General features: G+C 64.6%; 17 protein-coding genes. 7 read left to right on the forward strand and 10 right to left on the reverse strand.

Features of this window, described 5'->3' with window-relative positions; translation table 11 throughout:
* Positions 1 to 52 precede the first annotated feature (52 nt).
* Entirely contained in the window at positions 53 to 349 is a 297-nt protein-coding gene (locus WBP07_RS05280; protein ID WP_395395728.1) for an integration host factor subunit alpha, read from the forward strand.
* Positions 350 to 395: 46 nt separating this feature from the next.
* A complete protein-coding gene (locus WBP07_RS05285) occupies positions 396 to 827 on the forward strand; it encodes a MerR family transcriptional regulator (protein ID WP_395394686.1) in 432 nt (143 codons plus the stop codon).
* A gap of 25 nt (positions 828 to 852) precedes the next feature.
* Here the strand turns inward: WBP07_RS05285 and WBP07_RS05290 are convergent, their stop codons facing one another.
* The 3 genes from WBP07_RS05290 to WBP07_RS05300 all read right to left on the reverse strand — a co-directional run bounded on the left by WBP07_RS05290 (position 853) and on the right by WBP07_RS05300 (position 4711).
* A complete protein-coding gene (locus WBP07_RS05290) occupies positions 853 to 1398 on the reverse strand; it encodes a SixA phosphatase family protein (RefSeq protein ID WP_395394687.1) in 546 nt (181 codons plus the stop codon).
* Positions 1399 to 1411: 13 nt separating this feature from the next.
* On the reverse strand, positions 1412 to 4132 hold the full coding sequence (locus WBP07_RS05295; protein ID WP_395394688.1) for an ATP-dependent DNA helicase: 2721 nt from the start codon (positions 4130 to 4132) through the stop codon (positions 1412 to 1414).
* A gap of 99 nt (positions 4133 to 4231) precedes the next feature.
* A complete protein-coding gene (locus WBP07_RS05300) occupies positions 4232 to 4711 on the reverse strand; it encodes a hypothetical protein (RefSeq protein ID WP_395394689.1) in 480 nt (159 codons plus the stop codon).
* Between WBP07_RS05300 and WBP07_RS05305 the strand changes: the two genes are divergently transcribed.
* Together WBP07_RS05305 and WBP07_RS05310 are read left to right on the forward strand one after the other, a co-directional pair.
* Positions 4679 to 5107, forward strand: a complete 429-nt coding sequence (locus WBP07_RS05305; RefSeq protein ID WP_395394690.1) for a PadR family transcriptional regulator — start codon at positions 4679 to 4681, stop codon at positions 5105 to 5107. The two genes, WBP07_RS05300 and WBP07_RS05305, sit on opposite strands and share 33 nt — an antisense overlap.
* Positions 5104 to 5406 (forward strand): DUF2218 domain-containing protein, encoded by a 303-nt coding sequence (locus tag WBP07_RS05310; protein WP_395394691.1) that lies wholly within the window; start codon positions 5104 to 5106, stop codon positions 5404 to 5406. The genes WBP07_RS05305 and WBP07_RS05310 overlap by 4 nt, the downstream gene beginning before the upstream one ends.
* 90 nt (positions 5407 to 5496) lie before the next feature.
* Here WBP07_RS05310 and WBP07_RS05315 read toward each other — a convergent pair whose 3' ends face one another.
* A complete protein-coding gene (locus tag WBP07_RS05315; RefSeq protein ID WP_395394692.1) occupies positions 5497 to 6375 on the reverse strand; it encodes a mechanosensitive ion channel family protein in 879 nt (292 codons plus the stop codon).
* A 113-nt stretch (positions 6376 to 6488) separates the two neighbouring features.
* Between WBP07_RS05315 and WBP07_RS05320 the strand changes: the two genes are divergently transcribed.
* Positions 6489 to 8090, forward strand: coding sequence for a lysine--tRNA ligase (locus tag WBP07_RS05320; protein ID WP_395394693.1), 1602 nt, complete (start codon positions 6489 to 6491; stop codon positions 8088 to 8090).
* 20 nt (positions 8091 to 8110) lie between these two features.
* Positions 8111 to 8641, forward strand: coding sequence for a DUF1003 domain-containing protein (locus tag WBP07_RS05325; protein WP_395394694.1), 531 nt, complete (start codon positions 8111 to 8113; stop codon positions 8639 to 8641).
* A 6-nt stretch (positions 8642 to 8647) separates the two neighbouring features.
* Here WBP07_RS05325 and WBP07_RS05330 read toward each other — a convergent pair whose 3' ends face one another.
* The 3 genes from WBP07_RS05330 to ettA form a co-directional block, all read right to left on the reverse strand.
* The gene (locus tag WBP07_RS05330; protein WP_395394695.1) at positions 8648 to 9313 is read right to left on the reverse strand and encodes a prolyl hydroxylase family protein; all 666 of its coding nucleotides are present in this window, start codon (positions 9311 to 9313) and stop codon (positions 8648 to 8650) included.
* Between the two features lie 93 nt (positions 9314 to 9406).
* Positions 9407 to 10444 (reverse strand): RcnB family protein, encoded by a 1038-nt coding sequence (locus tag WBP07_RS05335; RefSeq protein WP_395394696.1) that lies wholly within the window; start codon positions 10442 to 10444, stop codon positions 9407 to 9409.
* A gap of 212 nt (positions 10445 to 10656) precedes the next feature.
* Entirely contained in the window at positions 10657 to 12330 is a 1674-nt protein-coding gene (ettA, locus tag WBP07_RS05340) for an energy-dependent translational throttle protein EttA (RefSeq protein WP_395394697.1), read from the reverse strand.
* 276 nt (positions 12331 to 12606) lie between these two features.
* Between ettA and WBP07_RS05345 the strand changes: the two genes are divergently transcribed.
* The gene (locus tag WBP07_RS05345) at positions 12607 to 13977 is read left to right on the forward strand and encodes a M20/M25/M40 family metallo-hydrolase (RefSeq protein WP_395394699.1); all 1371 of its coding nucleotides are present in this window, start codon (positions 12607 to 12609) and stop codon (positions 13975 to 13977) included.
* A 43-nt stretch (positions 13978 to 14020) separates the two neighbouring features.
* On the opposite strand, the gene WBP07_RS05350 is transcribed toward WBP07_RS05345, so the two are convergent.
* From WBP07_RS05350 to WBP07_RS05360, 3 genes are all read right to left on the reverse strand, one after another.
* The gene (locus WBP07_RS05350; RefSeq protein WP_395394700.1) at positions 14021 to 14923 is read right to left on the reverse strand and encodes an HpcH/HpaI aldolase/citrate lyase family protein; all 903 of its coding nucleotides are present in this window, start codon (positions 14921 to 14923) and stop codon (positions 14021 to 14023) included.
* A 398-nt stretch (positions 14924 to 15321) separates the two neighbouring features.
* Positions 15322 to 16227, reverse strand: a complete 906-nt coding sequence (locus WBP07_RS05355; protein ID WP_395394701.1) for an SDR family NAD(P)-dependent oxidoreductase — start codon at positions 16225 to 16227, stop codon at positions 15322 to 15324.
* Positions 16228 to 16259: 32 nt separating this feature from the next.
* The gene (locus tag WBP07_RS05360; protein ID WP_395394703.1) at positions 16260 to 16931 is read right to left on the reverse strand and encodes a TetR/AcrR family transcriptional regulator; all 672 of its coding nucleotides are present in this window, start codon (positions 16929 to 16931) and stop codon (positions 16260 to 16262) included.
* Positions 16932 to 17031 lie beyond the last annotated feature (100 nt).

Here is a 17031-nt window from a genome sequence, read left to right on the forward strand (position 1 = left end):
TTTTTTCATATTATCGTAATGGGGGTCAGGGCTCGAAGGGGATGTGGTGTTGATGCGCTCCACGGAAACATTGACGCGAGCTGAGATCGCGGAAGCCATTCACAGGAAGCTCGGCCTTTCGCGGGCCGAATCGCTCGGTATGGTCGAAGCCATTCTCCAGCACATGTCGGAAGCACTTACCGAAGGGGAGAACGTGAAGATCTCCGGTTTCGGCACTTTCCTGTTGCGAGACAAGGGCGAACGCGTGGGACGCAACCCGAAAACGGGGGTGGAAGTGCCCATTACCCCGCGCCGGGTCATGACGTTCCGCGCCAGCCAGATGCTCAAGGATCGCATCGCGGAATTGTGATTGAGGCCGCTCCCGCGGGGCGGCGACGCCCAAAGGAGCCAGTTTCATGTCCGGCAGTACGGGGAAAACCCGTTTGGATGCTCATTTCGATGATGGAAAGGACGCGCAAGCGCTCCGCACCATCGGGGAAGTGACGAAGGCGCTTGGCGTCCGTCAGCACGTGCTGCGCTATTGGGAAGAGCAGTTTCCCACGTTGCAGCCCATTAAGCGTGCCGGCGGGCGGCGCTATTATCGCCCGGAAGACATTGCGCTGATTGCCGAAATCGATCGGCTGGTGCACCGCGAGGGTTATACGCTGCGCGGCGCGCGCCAGGCTATCGAGGCGCAATCGGGCGTTGCCGAGACACCTGAGCCGGTGGCCGAACCGGTCCAGATTGCCGCCGCCGAGCCTGCTGCCATGGCCGCGTTCGACAGCGAGATCATCGATCGTCTGCGTTCCATCAGGGCGCGATTGGCCGACGCGCTTCAAGCGGCCTGATGCCGTGTGCGCCAGCGCGTCTGGATCAACTTTCGATTTGAGGGCCCAGTTCGGGGTCCAGATCGCGCGGCCGGGTCAGATGGACGAGCCGGCCGCAGCCATCGGCAATGGCGTCCCACGATTCGATGTCGAGTTCGATCACTGCGAAGGCGGCGGTGGGGAACTTCTCCTCCACCACATCGCGCATCGGGCTTGATCCGTCATCGGGGACGAGGTCGAAGATCACGTCTTCCAGCCCCGGGTTGTGGCCCACGAGCATGATCGTGCGCGGATCGCCCTTCTGTTCGCGCAGCACGTCGACCAACGTGGCGGAGCTGGCGAGATAGAGGCGGCGGTCCCAGGTGATGGGCGGCGATTCGCCCGCGGCTTCTTCCGCCAGTTCGATGGTCTGCGCCGCGCGCACCGCGGGCGAGGCCAGGATGCGGTTCCACTTCACTTTGTGATCGCGGATATGCAGGCCCATCAGCGCCGCGCCCTTGCGCCCGCGCTTGTTGAGCGGGCGGTCGAAGTCGCGCAGGCGCGCATCGTTCCAGTCGGACTTGGCGTGCCTGAAAATGCCGAGAGTCTTCATGCGGATGATGCGCTCACACTGGGGGGCGGGCGGGATCGCCGTCCTTCACGGTTTCCCCTGAAACACTTGCCGCCACGCGATGCAAGGCCTCCTCCAGCGAAATGCGACGCACCGGGGTCCCTTGCGGGAAGGCGCTGAGCAGGCGGGAGGGGAAGGCGGACGACAGCACCACGAAATGCCCATGATCTTCGCGGCTGCGGATCAGGCGGCCGAATGCCTGCGCCAGCTTGGCGCGGATCAGGCTGTCGTCATAGGACGAACCGCCACCGGCCACGCGGCGCGCGCGGTGCAGAATTGTCGGTCGCGGCCATGGTACTTGCTCCATGACGACAAGTCGCAGCGAGTGACCGGGCACGTCCACACCGTCGCGCAAGGCGTCGGTGCCCAGCAGAGATGCCTTGGGATCGTCGCGGAAAATATCGACCAAAGTGCCGGTGTCGATCGGGTCGACATGCTGGGCATAGAGCGGAAGCCCGCCGCGCGCGAGGCGATCGGCAATGCGACCATGGACCGCGCGAAGTCGGCGGATGGCGGTGAACAGGCCGAGCACGCCGCCGCCCGATGCCTCGATCAACCGGCCGTAAGCCCCGGCCAGCGCCGGAATGTCGCCGCGCGGAATGTCGTTTACGATCAGCACTTCGGCCTGTGCGGTGTAATCGAACGGGCTGAGGTGCTCGGATAGCTTGGGGGCGACATCGATATAGGGCGTGCCGGATCGCTTGATCGCCTGATCCCAGGTGTCGCCGTCGCGCAGAGTGGCGGACGTCATCACGACGCCGTGCGCCGGTTCCAGCACCACGCTGGCGAATGGCTTCATCGGATCGAGCCAGTGACGGTGAATACCGGTATCGAATTCGCGCGCTTCGGAGCGTTCGAGTGCCAGCCAATCGACATATTCGGGGTCGGCCGGACCCGCCAGCCGGGCCAGCAGGGCCTCCCACGCCGCCAGCAAGTCGATCCGCCAGCTGAGCGAATGGCGCGCGCCTTCGATGCGGGCTCGACCGGGGCCGTCCAACCAATCCGGCCCGTCCTCCATCAGCGCTTCCAGTCGCAGGCTGAGCCGCATCAGCGGTTGGCGCAGTTCCGCCAGGGATTCGCGCGCGGCTTCGGATACTTCCACGAAATCGCCATCGAGCCCGGCCGCCTCGGTTTCGAGGCCGTATCCCGCCTCCTGTCCGCCGCTCTCATCGCGGGCGTAGACGGTGGCGCGGACGGCGGCGAACAGTTCCTCCAGCGGGCCGGAAGGGGCGCCTTCGACGATGCGCTGCATCCAGCTGTCGCCGGGCAGCGCTTCGGCAGCGGCAACGGCAGCGGTGATCGCTTTCGCACCGGCTTCGTCATAGCTGGCGACGTCGGCGAGGCGGGCGGAGAGGCCGCGACGGCGGCCGCGCGCGTTCTTTTCCGGGCCGATCACCCAGCGGCGCAGTTCGATGGCCTCCGCGCCGGTGAGGGCGGCGGCAAAGGTCGAATCGGCGGCGTCGAAGACGTGATGGCCTTCGTCGAACACCACGCGCGTGGGGCGGGAGGCCTGATCGCGCCCGCGCGCGGCGTTGATCATGACCAGCGCGTGGTTGCCGATCACCAGATCCGCGCCCACGCTGGCGCGCGTCGCCCGTTCGATGAAGCACTTTCGGAAATGCGGGCACCCGGCATAGACGCATTCGCCGCGTCGGTCGGTGAGGGCGGTGATGCCGCGCTGGCGGAACAGCGTGCCCAGCCAACCGGGCAAGTCGCCGCCGATCATGTCGCCGTCCTGCGAATAAGCGGCCCAGCGCGCGACCAGTTGCGCCATGATCGCGGCGCGCCCGGCAAACCCGCCCTGCAGCGCGTCTTCCAGGTTCAGCAGGCAGAGGTAGTTCTCACGCCCCTTGCGCACGACCACGGGCTGGCTGCCATCGGGCCGGTATTCGGGCCAGGCGCGGCGGCTTTCCTTGCGCAGCTGGCGTTGCAGCGCCTTGGTGTAGGTGGATACCCAGACGGTGCCGCCGGATTGTTCGGCCCAGAGCGAGGCGGGGGCCAGATAGCCCAGCGTCTTGCCGATGCCGGTGCCGGCCTGCGCCAGTACCACATGCGGGCGGCCGCGCGCCTCACGCGGGGCGAAGGCTTCGGACGCCTCCACCGCATAGGCGCGCTGGCTCTGCCGTTGCTCCGCATTGCTGCCGGTAAGCTGGGCAAGGCGTTGCAGCACCTCGTTGGGCTGGAGCGTGACTTGCCGGGGCTGAGGGGCTTCCGGGCTTTCCTCCCATTCCGGGAGGCGGGTGAACAGCCAGCGCTCGGCGCGCTCGGGCTTGGCAATGCGGGCGCTGAGCAGGGTGGACCACGGCCAGCGCATGCGGATCAGCGATTGCAGACCCGTCCACGCGCCTTCGCGTTCCGCCCAGGCGGGGCTTTCGCAGGTTTCCAGCAGCGCGCCGGCGGCTTCCTGCAAAAGGCGCGGGACGTCGGCATCGCTGGCGGGTTCGTCGAGCCCCAGCGCGTGAGCGAGGCCCTTCGGCGTCGGCACCACGAAGCGCGCGGGGTGAATGAAGGCGAAGAGTTCGAGCAGGTCCAGCCCCGAAAGATCGGGATAGCCGAGTCGGGTCGCCACCAAGGGGGCGTTGAGGATCAGCAGGGGTGTATCGGCGACGGCTGTTACCGCTTCGCCCTTCGAAACCGGGCGAGTCGTGCCAGCCCCTTCGCGAAGCCAGGAGCCTGCGTGGCTGGCGTGAAGCGCGGGGAGAGCGAGGGCGGCCATGGGGCCGTCTTAGTCGCAGCGCGCGCGGAGGGGCAACCTTGCGGGCCCGGTTTCCTTCAGAATCCCGTTGCTTCATCAAAAAATGCATCAAGATATGTTTTAGCCTCTTGCGAAGTTCGTTTTAAGATATATCTTGTGGCCATCATGAAGACACACAGAAAGATGAAAATGATGAACATCCATCACAAGCGCGGCGAAGGTCGCGGACATGGTCATGGACGGGGCCGCGGATGCGGCCGTGACGAGCGTGGCGCTCGTGGGCGGTTTGAGGGTCGCGAAGGATTTGGCCCTGAAATGGGCGGCGAATTCGGTGGTCGTGGTTTCGGTCCGCGCGGCATGCGCGGTCGCGGCGGTTTCGGCATGGAACGCGGCCCGTTCGGCCGTGACGGTGACGATTTCGAGGGCGGCTTTCCGGGCGGTCGCGGACGTGGTCGCGGCGGCCGGGGTGAAGGCTTCGGCGGCGGTTTCGGGGGCTTCGGTCCCGGTGGTCGCATGGGCGGCGGACGTCGCAAGCGCCTGTTCGATCAGGCTGAGCTTCAGGTCCTGTTGCTGGCGCTGATCGTCGAGGCTCCGCGCCATGGCTACGAACTGATCCGCGAGATCGAGACGCTTTCGGGCGGCGACTATGCGCCGAGCCCCGGCGTGGTCTACCCCGCGCTGACCTATATGGAAGAAGCGGGTCTGATCGCGGCGCAGGCCGAAGAAAGCGCGCGCAAGTCCTACGCTGCGACCGAGGAAGGCCGCAAGCAGGCCGAAACCGACGCCGAAAAGGCCGTGGAACTGAAGGCCCGCCTTTCGGCGCTGGCCGAGGCGCGCGACAAGGTCGATCCCGCTCCCGTCCGCCGCGCGATCCATGCGCTGAGGACCGCGATGCATGATCGCCTTTCCAAGGAAGGCACCAGCCGTGAGATCATTCTCCAGATCGCCGACGCGCTGGATGAAGCGACCCGCAAGATCGAAAGGATCGAAGGTTGAGCCACACGATCGCGGCGCAAGTCGCCACGCCTAATGGCGAGAAGTATGTGCTGCAGCTTTGCAAGCACTGGAGCCACAAGCTGGAAACCAAAGTGGAAGGGAGCACCGGCACGGTGACTTTCCCCACCGCGGTGGCGACGATGGCGGCGGATGGCGAGGGCATTGCCATCGCCATCACGGGCGAGGATCGCGACAATGTGGAGCAGCTGACCGACGTGGTCGCACGCCATATCGACCGCTTTGCCTTTCGCGAGGCGCCGCTGGCTTATGACTGGCAGTGGCAGGATACGGCGGCTTAGTGATCCACTGATCCAGTTGGTCCAATAACAACGGCCCGCTCTCCTGTCTGAGAGCGGGCCGTTGTTTTTTTGGACCGGAGGCCCGAAAGGTCAGGCCGCGCGCTTGTCCTGCGAATGGGCGCGGTCGATCGGCAGCGCTTCCTTGAAGGTGTTGGTGACGTAGGGGTAGGGGATCTCGATACCCTCTCCATCCAGCGCGGCCTTGATCGCCTTAATCGCGTCGCTCTTGGTCACGCGCATGTCGCGCGGGCTGGTATCGGCCCACCACTGGATCAGAAAATCGATCGAACTGGAGTTGAACGCCTGTGCGACGACGAGGACGGCCTTGTTCGAATCGACGCCTTCGACGCCCTTTACCGCATCGCGAAGCAGGGTTTCGGCGCGGTCCAGATCGCAGTCGTAGGACACGCCGACCACCAGTTCGTCGCGGCGGACGGGCTCGTCATTGAGGATGCGCACCGGGTTCTTGAACAGCATCGAGTTGGGCACGACCGTCAGTTCGCCGGTGAACTGGCGGATATGCGTTTCGCGCAGGGTAATGCGCTCCACCTTGCCCTGGATCTTGTTGCACTCGATCGAATCGCCGATGTTCATCTTGTCGCGGAGCATGATGAGGACGCCGGCCAGGAAGTTCTCGAAGATGTCCTGAAACGCGAAGCCGATGGCCAGTGCGCCGACGCCAAGGCCCGCGAAAGCGCCCGCCGGTGTGAAGCTGGGGACCGCAACCGTCAGCGCGATCAGCGAGCCGAAAATCCACACGAGCAACCGGACGAGCGTATCGAACAACTGCTTGAGATCGTTGCGGATGCTGGTGCGCCCGGTCAGCTTGTCGGCAATGCGCACGGCAAAGCGGGCGGCGGCCCAGGTGACGACCAGTACCATCAGCGCGATCACGAGGCTGGGCAGCGCTTGCACGAAGCCATCGGCCATGCTTTCGAGCTGCTTTTGCAGGGTATCGACGTATTTCACGGCTTTAACTCGTCCTCTTGCGACCTAGGGATTCAGAACGAGTCCCCGCTGGTGTGGTTCCCCGCATAGCTTCGCGCTTGCGAAATGCGGCAATTTCGCGTCATAGCGCGCGCATGACTGAACAAGCCCTGATCGAAGCCGCACGCGTGTCCAAGGCCTGGCCCTTCCAGGAGGCCCAGAAGCTGCTCAAGCGTTACCCGAACGGTAAACCGAACAATGCGCCGGTGCTGTTCGAAACGGGCTACGGTCCCTCGGGCCTGCCGCATATCGGCACCTTTCAGGAAGTTCTGCGCACCACACTGGTGCGCCGGGCTTATGAGGCGCTGACCGGCGGTGCGCCGACGCGCCTTGTCGCGTTCTCGGACGATATGGACGGGTTGCGCAAGGTGCCGGACAATATTCCGAACGCCGAAGTGCTGGCCGCGAACCTCGGCAAGCCGCTCAGCCGCATTCCCGATCCCTTCGGCACCCACGAAAGCTTCGCGCATCACAACAACGCAATGCTGCGCGACTTCCTGGACCGCTTCGGCTTCGACTACGAATTCGTTTCGGCCAGCGACCGCTACAACTCGGGCGATTTCGATGCCGCGCTGACGCGTGTGCTGGAATGCAACCAGGGCATCCTCGACGTGATGCTGCCGACACTGCGCGAGGAACGCCGCAAGACCTATTCGCCGGTCCTGCCGGTCTCGCCCACCAGTGGCGTGGTTCTTCAGGTGCCGGTCGAAGTGCTCGATCCGGCTACGGGCATGATCCGCTTTACCGACGAGGACGGCTCCGTCGTCGAACAGTCCGTGTTCGGCGGCAAGGCCAAGCTGCAGTGGAAGGTCGACTGGGCGATGCGCTGGTACGCGCTGGGCGTCGATTACGAGATGTGCGGCAAGGACCTGACCGATTCGGTCACCCAGTCGGGCAAGATCGTGCAGATCCTGGGCGGCCGTAAGCCGGAAGGCCTGATCTACGAACTGTTCCTGGACGAGAATGGCGAGAAGATCTCGAAGTCCAAGGGCAACGGCCTCACCATCGAGCAGTGGCTGACTTACGGCACAGAGGAATCGCTGGGATTCTACCTGTTCCGCGAGCCGAAGAGCGCCAAGCAGCTTCACGTCGGCGTGATCCCGAAGGCAGTCGACGAATACTGGCAGTTCCGTGGCAATCTGACCGATCAGGCGATCGACAAGCAGCTTGGCAACCCCGTCTGGCACCTGCTGCGCGCCAGCGGAACGGGTGAGGGTGCGGGCGATACCGTGCCGGTGACTTTCTCGCTGCTGCTGAACCTTGTGGGCGTGCTGGGCGCGGATGCGACGGCAGAGCAGGTCTGGTCCTACCTCGGCAACTATATCGAGGATGCACGCCCGGAAGCGCATCCCGAACTGGGCGAGATGGTCCGCGCGGCTCTCGCCACCAATCGCGACTTCATCGCGCCGACCTTGAAGCGCCGCGCGCCGACCGCGAATGAGGCCGAAGCGCTCAAGGTGCTCGACGCCGAACTGGAAAAGGCCGGGACGGGTGCCTCTGCCGAAACGCTGCAGAACGCCGTTTACGAGATCGGCAAGAACGAGGCTTATGGCTTCGAAACGCTGCGTGACTGGTTCAAGGCGCTCTACGAAACCCTGCTTGGTTCGCCGCAGGGCCCGCGTATGGGCAGCTTCATCGCCCTTTACGGCGTGCCCGAAACGCGCAAACTGATCGCGGAGGCCCTTTCGGCCGCGTAACATCACGATCAGGGGCGAAAATGCGCAAGAATCCGCGAACGCCCGAGGAACTCGCCGAAGAGCTTCTCGGGCGAAAGCTGACCGAACTTGACCCTGAAGACCAACACGTGCTCGGCCGCATTTCGTCGGGCACGTTGGTTGGTCCGGATGCTGATGAGCTTGCGGCTTTGCATGCCTCCCACGGCGATCGCATTGCCGACAAGGTGGCGGCAATCGGCGGTAGCTGGGGCTTTATCATCGCCTTTGGCGTGGTGCTGTTCGTCTGGATGCTGCTGAACTCCAGCCTGCTCGAAGCGCTGGGGCTGAAGCCCTTCGATGCTTATCCCTATATCTTCCTGAACCTGATGCTCTCGATGCTGGCGGCGATCCAGGCACCGGTCATCATGATGAGTCAGAACCGCCAGTCGGACAAGGATCGCATCACTGCGCGGCACGACTATGAGGTGAACTTGCGCACGCAGTTGGAAATCATCCGGCTGCACCGCCGTTTCGACCACCTTTTCGAGTATCTGGATACGCGCCAGGCCGCCGCCGATGGCGAGGAATACTGATCCCGGCTACTGCCAGTTGCGCGCGCGATACCATTTGGTGACGACGTACTTCACGCCGCGCTCCACCGGCCGTGCGGCGTGCAGCGTCCATGGGTTGGGCGATCCATCGGGGCAGGCGTTGTTCCAGAGCAGCAGAGTGCCCGGCTGTGGCTGGACGCGCAGGCCCAGCTTGGTGAAATCGGTAAACCCGCCCAGTTCCACGGTGTTCAGGTAGACCATCGCCGTCCAGCTGCGCTGCCCGCCGTTGTCCTCCTCATGCGGCCAGTAGTTCGCGGCGGTATCGAACCAGTCGCAATGTTCGTGGTAGAATTCGCCCGCCAGGTAGCGCTGGCCTTGCGCGCATTCGCTGCGTGCGGTGTCCAGCCCGGTCAGATCGTTGAGCCGGCCCTCCAGCGCGCGCACGGTGGCATCCTTCGGGTCGATGTCCCCCGAATAGCTGGTGCGATAGCCGGCCCAGTCGTCTTCCTCTACCAAGCGTGAAGGGCAGGCGACGGCGTCTATCAGCCGGGTCAGCCGTTGACAGGCGCCGGCGGCCAGGAAATTCTCGACGATGTAGATTTCGGCGGCATCGACATCGGCCTGACGAACGGTGTGCTGATTGGCTAGACGGTGCCGAACATCGGCGCCGATCCGCGCAAGCGCTTCGCTGTCTGGATGTCGATCTCCCCTCATCGAAGGCAGACTAACCCAGCTTGGCCCAAGATCAATCGGCAGCGCAGGCAAAAAATACCCCCCGGAGCGAGGCTTCGGGGGGTATCTTCATTCTTACCAGAAGAAGTCGTAGATCACGTCGACCACCTGGCCGGTGTAGACGTCCACCAGCAGCACGTCGTCATAATAGTGGACCCAGCGATAGGGGCCGTAGACGGGCGGAAGGCGGTACATGTACGGATCGTCCAGCCAGTACGAGCTGCCATAGAACAGCGATCCCAGCGTGAAGCCGACGCTCACGCGGCGATAGGCGTAGCCGCGATAGGGCGAGTAGTACGGCCGGCCGCGATAGACGTCGCGGTGGCCGTCGCGATAGTCGCGCCAGTCGTAGCGGCGGTCCTGCCGCCAATCATTGTTCCAGCGGCGGTCGTCATTGCGGCGATCGTCATTGGCCCAGCGCCGATCGTTGGGCTGATTGCCCTTCCACGACGGGTTGTTGCCTTGCCAGGAGGGGCGGTTGCGATCCGGCGCGATGTTGCCGGGGCGGCCGGGGCCACCCGGAGACGGGCGGGAAGGATCGTATCCACCCTGCGGCGGACGTCCTTGATTGGGTCCGCCGGGGCGGTTGCCGTTCTGCGCCCAGTCCGGACGGCGATCGGGGCCCCTGTCGTTCTGTCCGCGGTCGTTCGGGCCGCGATTGTCCTGCTGTTGTTGCGGACGACCGGCCCAACCCTGGTTCTGGGGCGGGCGTTGGTTGTCGTTTCCGCGATTGCCGTTCCAGTCCGGACGGGCCTGAGGTTGCCCCTGCTGAGGAGCTTGGCCCTGCTGGGGAGCCGAACCCTGGGGGCGCGATCCCGACCATGCATGGGCAGGCCGCGCCTGACCTTGCGATTGCATCTGCGGCTGGCCCTGAGGCGCGCCTTGCGGGCGGGCCTGAGGCTGCATCTGCGGACGGAACTGCTGCTGCGGGGCAGGGCGCGGTTGGGGCGCGCCACGGCCTTCGCGGGCGTTCGTTTCCGGCCGGGCGCCCTGACGCGGACGATCGTCAGCCATCGCAGGGGCTGCAAGCGATGTGAGGGCCGCCGCCATGGCACCCGCAACACCCGCACTCTTGAGGAACTTCGTCTTCAGTGTCGTACCCTTCGTAATCATTTCCGGTCTCCAAACCGGACTTGCCGCACCCCTTCGCGGCTTATCCTAAGACATTGGATATAGGAGGCGTGCTGTCGAATCCGTGAACCGCGTTGTTGCCATCCATTCATATTATCACTTTTTAAAATGAACAAAGCCGCCGTCCAGTTTCCCGGACGACGGCCCAAATTTGTCAACGCTTTGTCGGCGCTTTGTCAGCTAAATCGCTAAGTTCAGCGGGTCAGCTTCTTGTAGGCAAGGCGGGTCGGACGGTCGGCGGCATCGCCAAGGCGGCGGCGCTTGTCTTCTTCGTAAGCCTCGAAGTTGCCTTCGAACCATTCGACGTGGCTGTTGCCTTCGAACGCCAGGATGTGAGTCGCCAGACGGTCAAGGAAGAAACGGTCGTGGCTGATGACCACGGCGCAGCCGGCGAAGTTTTCGATGGCTTCTTCCAGCGCGCCCAGCGTTTCGACGTCAAGGTCGTTGGTCGGTTCGTCGAGCAGGAGGACGTTGCCACCCTCCTTCAGCATCTTGGCCATGTGGACGCGGTTGCGTTCACCGCCCGACAGCTTGCCGACGTTCTTCTGCTGGTCGGCGCCCTTGAAGTTGAACGCACCGACATAGGCGCGGGTCGACATGTCGTGGCCGTTGACCTTCATGTAGTCGAGCCCGTCGGAGATTTCCTCCCAGACGTTCTTCTTGGGGTCCAGGTGATCGCGGCTCTGGTCCACGAAGCCCAGGTGCACGGTCGAACCGATGTCGATCGAACCCTCGTCCGGGGTTTCCTTGCCGGTGAGCATCTTGAACAGCGTGGACTTGCCGGCGCCGTTCGGGCCGATCACACCGACGATGCCGCCCGGCGGCAGGATGAAGGACAGGTCTTCGAACAGCAGCTTGTCGCCGAACGCCTTCGAGATGTTCTTCACCTCGATCACCTTGCCGCCCAGACGCTCAGGCACCTGAATGACGATCTGGGCCTTGCCGGGCTTGCGGCCGGCCTGGGCTTCCTGAAGCTGTTCGAACTTGCGGATACGCGCCTTCGACTTGGTCTGGCGGGCGGCGGGGGTCTGCCGCATCCACTCCAGCTCGTCCTTGAGCGCCTTCTGGCGGCCGGATTCCTCGCGGTCCTCCTGCTCCATGCGCTTGGCCTTCTTCTCCAGGTAGGTGGAGTAGTTGCCTTCGTAGGGGAAGTACTTCCCGCGGTCGAGTTCGAGGATCCAGTCCACCACGTGGTCGAGGAAGTAGCGGTCGTGGGTGATCATCAGCACCGCGCCGGCGTATTCCTTCAGGTGGTTTTCCAGCCATTCGACGGATTCGGCGTCAAGGTGGTTGGTCGGTTCGTCGAGCAGCAGGATCGACGGCTTCTGGATCAGCAGGCGGGTGAGGGCCACGCGGCGCTTTTCACCGCCCGACAGCTTGTCGACGGGCCAGTCGCCAGGCGGGCAGCGCAGCGCTTCCATCGCGATTTCAAGCTGGTTGTCGAGCGTCCAGCCATCGACCGCGTCGATCTTGTCCTGCAGTTCGCTCATCTCGGCGCCGAGCGCTTCGAAATCGGCGCCTTCCTCGCCCATTTCCATGCCGATCGCATTGAAGCGATCGACCATGTCGGCGGTCGCGCGGGCGCCGTCCTTGACGTTCTCTAGCACGGTCTTGGTCGGGTCGAGTTCCGGTTCCTGCTCCAGATAGCCGACGGTGATGTTCTCACCCGCCCAGGCTTCGCCGGTGAAATCGGTGTCGATGCCGGCCATGATCTTGATCAGGGTCGACTTACCCGCACCGTTCGGACCCACGATGCCGATCTTGGCGCCCTGGTAGAACTGCAGGTTGATGTCGTTCAGCACCGGCTTCTGGGCGCCGGGGAAGGTCTTGGTCATGCTCTTCATGACGAAGGCGTATTGCGCGGCCATCGGATTCCTCTGGATGGAAAGTCTGTAAGATCGAAATGTCGGGTGTCTTGCGCGCCGCTCTACAGGCGTGCGCGCGGGTTGCCAAGGGCAGGGCCGGGTAACGATCCCGCGTGGCGCGCCGCCTGACACGAAATAGCAAAATCGTGCTTCGGCCGTCCGATTTCAAGACACACCGTGGCTGAGGCGAACGGGCGGGACGTAGCCTCTTTTCTGGCCCCTTCGAATTTTTCCTACGGGCCCGTTGGCAGAACCTAAAGCCCGCGCTAGCCAGTTGAGATGCAACGCTCATTCACCCGCGCGGCGCTTCTTGCCGCTTCCGCCGCCGCGCTTGTCGCCGCTCCTGCATTCGCCACGCCGACGGAAGGTTCGGGCGTCGCCTGGGACATCGTGGAAGGGCTAACGACGGAAATCGGCCCGCGCATCGCCGGCTCCCCGGCGGAAGGCCGCGCGCGGGCATGGGCGGACGCGAAGTTGAAGGCGCTGGGCTTCCAGAACGTGAAGGTGGAGCCGTTCACCACGCTCGCCTGGACGCGCGGGGAGGAGAAGGCAGTGCTGACCGCGCCCTATGCGCAGCCGCTGGCGATTGCGGCGCTGGGCATGTCGGTGCCGACCCCGGCGGGCGGCTTGAAGGCGGAAGTGGTCTATTTCCCGACGCTGGACGCATTGCGCGCCGCGCCGGACGGATCGCTGAAGGGCAAGATTGCTTTCGTCGATCACGCCATGCGCGCTGCGCAGGACGGGTCGGGCTATGGCCCCTATGGCGACGTACGCCGCAAGGGGCCCGCGCTGGCCTCGCAGAAGGGCGCGGCGGCGATCGTCATCCGCTCGGCGGGGACGGATAATCATCGCAATCCGCACACCGGCACCACCATCTTCCCGAAGGGCGTGACCGCCATCCCGGCTGGCGCGGTCTCGAACCCCGATGCCGACTTAATCGCGCGCATCGCCAAGCGCGGGCAGCCGATGAAGATGGACCTGACGCTGGCGGGCAAGCCGTTTCCCAACGCGCCTTCGGGCAATGTGATCGCCGAACTACCGGGTCGTGACCCCACGCTGCCCAAGATCGTGGTGGCCTGCCACCTCGATTCCTGGGACCTTGGTACCGGCGCGATCGACGATGCTTCCGGCTGCGCGATCGTGACCGCCGCCGCGCTCGCCGCGCAGAAGGATGGGCAACCGCTGCGCACGATCCGCGTGCTTTGGGCTGGAAACGAGGAAATGGGCCTCAGCGACGGCGGCAACGCGGCCTATGTGCGGATGCACGGGTCGGAACCGCATGGACTGGCGATGGAGAGCGATTTCGGCGCGGACAAGGTGTGGCAGGTGAAGTTCAGCACCGCACCGCAGAACCAGGCCATGGTGGACAAGGTGAAGGCCGCGCTCTGGCCGATGGGCATCACGCCGCACGAAGGCGCAGCCGATGGCGGCGAGGATGTCTCCGGCATCATTCAGGCGCAGAACCTGGCCGTGATCGACTTGGGGCAGGACGGCACGCACTACTTCGACCTGCACCACACGCCGGACGATACGCTGGACAAGGTTGATCCGGCTGCACTTCAGCAGAATGTCGATGCCTGGACGGCGGTACTGAAGGTGGTCGCCAACGAACCCGGCGAGATCGCCAAGGTTCCGGCCCACGGAGGGTAAGCTTAAAGCAGAGGGGCGGAAGGTTCTTCCGCCCCTTTTCGCGTCAGCCGGCCGCTGCAATCCGTTCCGCCACGGCCACGAGCCGTTGGGCCTGATCCAGATGGAGCAGTTCGGTCATCTTGCCGTCGACGCGGATGGCACCCTTGCCCTGGTTCTCCGGCAGGGTGAAAGCCTCGATCACCGTTCGCGCCCATGCCAGATCGGTCTCACCGGGTGAGAACACCGCGTTGCAGGGCTCGACCTGTGCGGGATGGATCAGGCTTTTGCCATCGAAGCCGAACATCAAACCTTGCCGCGCCTCGGCCTCGAACGCGTCGAGATCGCGGAATTCGTTGCACACGCCGTCCAGGATACTGACGCCGTTGGCCCGTGCAGCCGCCACCGCCATCGACAGGAAGGGCAGGAACGGCGTGCGGCACGGCGTCAGTTGCGCGCGCATTTCCTTGGCGAGATCGTTGGTGCCCATGATCCAGAGCGAGAGCCGCGTGGTCTGCGCCATGGCGGCGATGGCGGGCAGGTTGCCCACGCTCGCGCAAGTCTCGATCATCGCCCAAAGCTGCATTTCCGGCGCGGCGCCGGACAGTGCCGCGTCGTACCGTGCGATGTCCGCCGGGTCGTTCACCTTGGGGACGAGCACGGCATCCGCCTGCGATCCGGCGATGGCCGCAAGATCGGCCGCGCCCCATTCGGTGTCGATCCCGTTGGGGCGGATCACCACTTCGCGATGGCCGAAACCGCCTTCCGCAACCGCCTTCACCGCCGCTTCACGCGCTGCATCCTTGGCTTCCGGAGCAACCGCGTCTTCAAGGTCCAGGATCACCACGTCGCAGGGCAGCGTGCGCGCCTTGGCAATGGCCCGATCGTTGGAGGCGGGCAGGTAAAGCGCGCTGCGACGTGGTCTGTCATTGGGGCTGTCGGTCGGGCGATCATTGGGGGTAGCGGTCATCCAGTCGGGCTCCTTGGGCGGATGGGGTTCCTTGAGGCGCGCGCGCCATTCCGGTCAAGAGCGAGAGTCTCCTGGGGGCGATCTCTCTTCGGAGTGATCATTTCGCGGGCCTCCGTTCAGCCCATGAGGGTTTGCGCGCTACCCGGAAGTCCAGATGTAATCCTTCGCGTGAAGGCGTATACGTGCTGTTGTTGCCACTGATCGCCAACTGAAGTCGCGATCGGACGTAACAATCGCGACAGACGCGGGGCTCCCCTTCCTGCGCCTGGGAAAGACGAGCGACCGGGCCGCAAAGCGCTGCCCCGCTGCCGCCCTCATCGGAAATCATCCGATGGAGCGGCAACGGGGCGGCAACTTTCGTGAGGTCGATCAGAGTTTTGGCCAGAGCTTGGGCGCCGTCAGTCCGTGGTCGCCAGGATGCGATCGAGCATCCGTTCACTTTCCGTCCAAAGCTTGGCAGCCGCGGCATCGTCCAGCGCCTGTGGCGCAGGCTGTTCTTCTGCCAGTTCATGGAAATAGCGGCCGCCCATTCCGCCCAGTTCGACGGCAGTGGCCAGCCAGACCAAGGTGCGTGCAGGCTGTTCGGGCGAAACGCTGGCGTTGGCGGCCATCCATGCCTGCATCTTCTCGTCGGCGTGGCTGGCGAAGTTTGAGGCGACGCGGCCCGGATGCATCGCCAGCGAGATCACGCCCCGATCGCGCACGCGCCGATCCAGTTCCCGCGCGAACAGCAGGTTGGCCAGCTTCGCCTGGCAATAGGCGGCATTGGCGTCGAACGCCGTATCCATGTTGAGATCGTACCACCGCATGCCCTGGCAGGCCGCGTGCCCGGCCGAGGATACGGCGATCACGCGAACCAGCCCCGGCGGACGCTCACCAGCGGCACGCTCCAGCAGCGGCATCAGTTCGCGTGTCAGCAGGAACGGCGCAAGGTGATTGGCCGCGAACGTCGCTTCCAGCCCTTCTGACGTGCGATACTGCCCGTCGCGCACACCACCGGCATTGTTGATCAGCACGTCCACATGGTCCGCCAGTGCCCCGATCTCGCAGGCGACGCGAAGAACGTCGCGCATCTCGGTGAAATCGCCGCGAAGGAAGTCCACGCGGCCGTCGTTGGCTGCCACCGCCGCGATCTGTCCGGCGGCGTCGCGGCACCGTTCCTCGTCTCGTCCGGTGCCGATCACATGCCAACCCATACGCGCAAATGCGTCGGCACTGGCACGCCCAATCCCGGAACTGGCGCCGGTAATTACGACGCAGCGCTGGCGTTTCGGCGGCTGTATCGGATCCGTGTTTCCGGACATCTTTCCTGCTCTCCCATTCTATTCGTATGCGTTCAGCGCGGCTCTGCCCCCTTGAGGAACAGCCGCACTGCGAAATCGACGCGGGTGCGCACTGCAGTCTCGCTCAGCGCGTTGCCGGAAACGAGGAAGCGCACCGGGCCGCTGACCACCATGCTCATGAAGACATTGGCCGCCAGCATCGGATCGTCCACCGCAAGCCGCCCGGCGGCAGTCTCTTCGGCCAGGATTCCTGCCAGGAACTCCACCGTCGGCAGCGCGGCGATATCGTAATAGGTCTGGAAGATGTCCGGGAAGCGATAGGCCTCGGTATTGATCAGGCGCTGCATCTTCACGCCTTGCTCGGTGCCGGCCAGTTCGATCCGCAGCATGGCGATGTTGATCAGGGTCGCTTCCAGATCGTCCACCCGCGTCGCCTCTATCCGCGCGCGGCTGGCTGCGCGGCGCTCCGTCCCCCGGCGCAGGGCAGCGCGGAAGAGGGCGGCTTTCTCCGGATAGCGGGCATAGACCGTGCGCTTCGTCATGGAGACTTCGGCGGCGATCCCTTCGATCGTGGTGGGCTCATAGCCTTTGTCCAGGAAGTTCTCGAACGCGCAGTCCAGCAATTGTTCGTGCCGCGCCCGCGCCTGTTCGCGCGTCGGCCGGCCGGCGCGGACGCCGACTGCGGAGGGGGCGGGGATGTCGGTGACGTCGGCAGGCTCGCTCATCGGGCCATTGGAACCGATCTCGCTTGCCCTGCCAAGAGAATCGTGAATAATGATACGCACAAGATGCTATTAATCGAGTCGAGGCCCGGCGTCCAGCCGT

The sequence above is a fragment of the Novosphingobium oxfordense genome (assembly GCF_044029435.1).
GTDB lineage: Bacteria > Pseudomonadota > Alphaproteobacteria > Sphingomonadales > Sphingomonadaceae > Novosphingobium.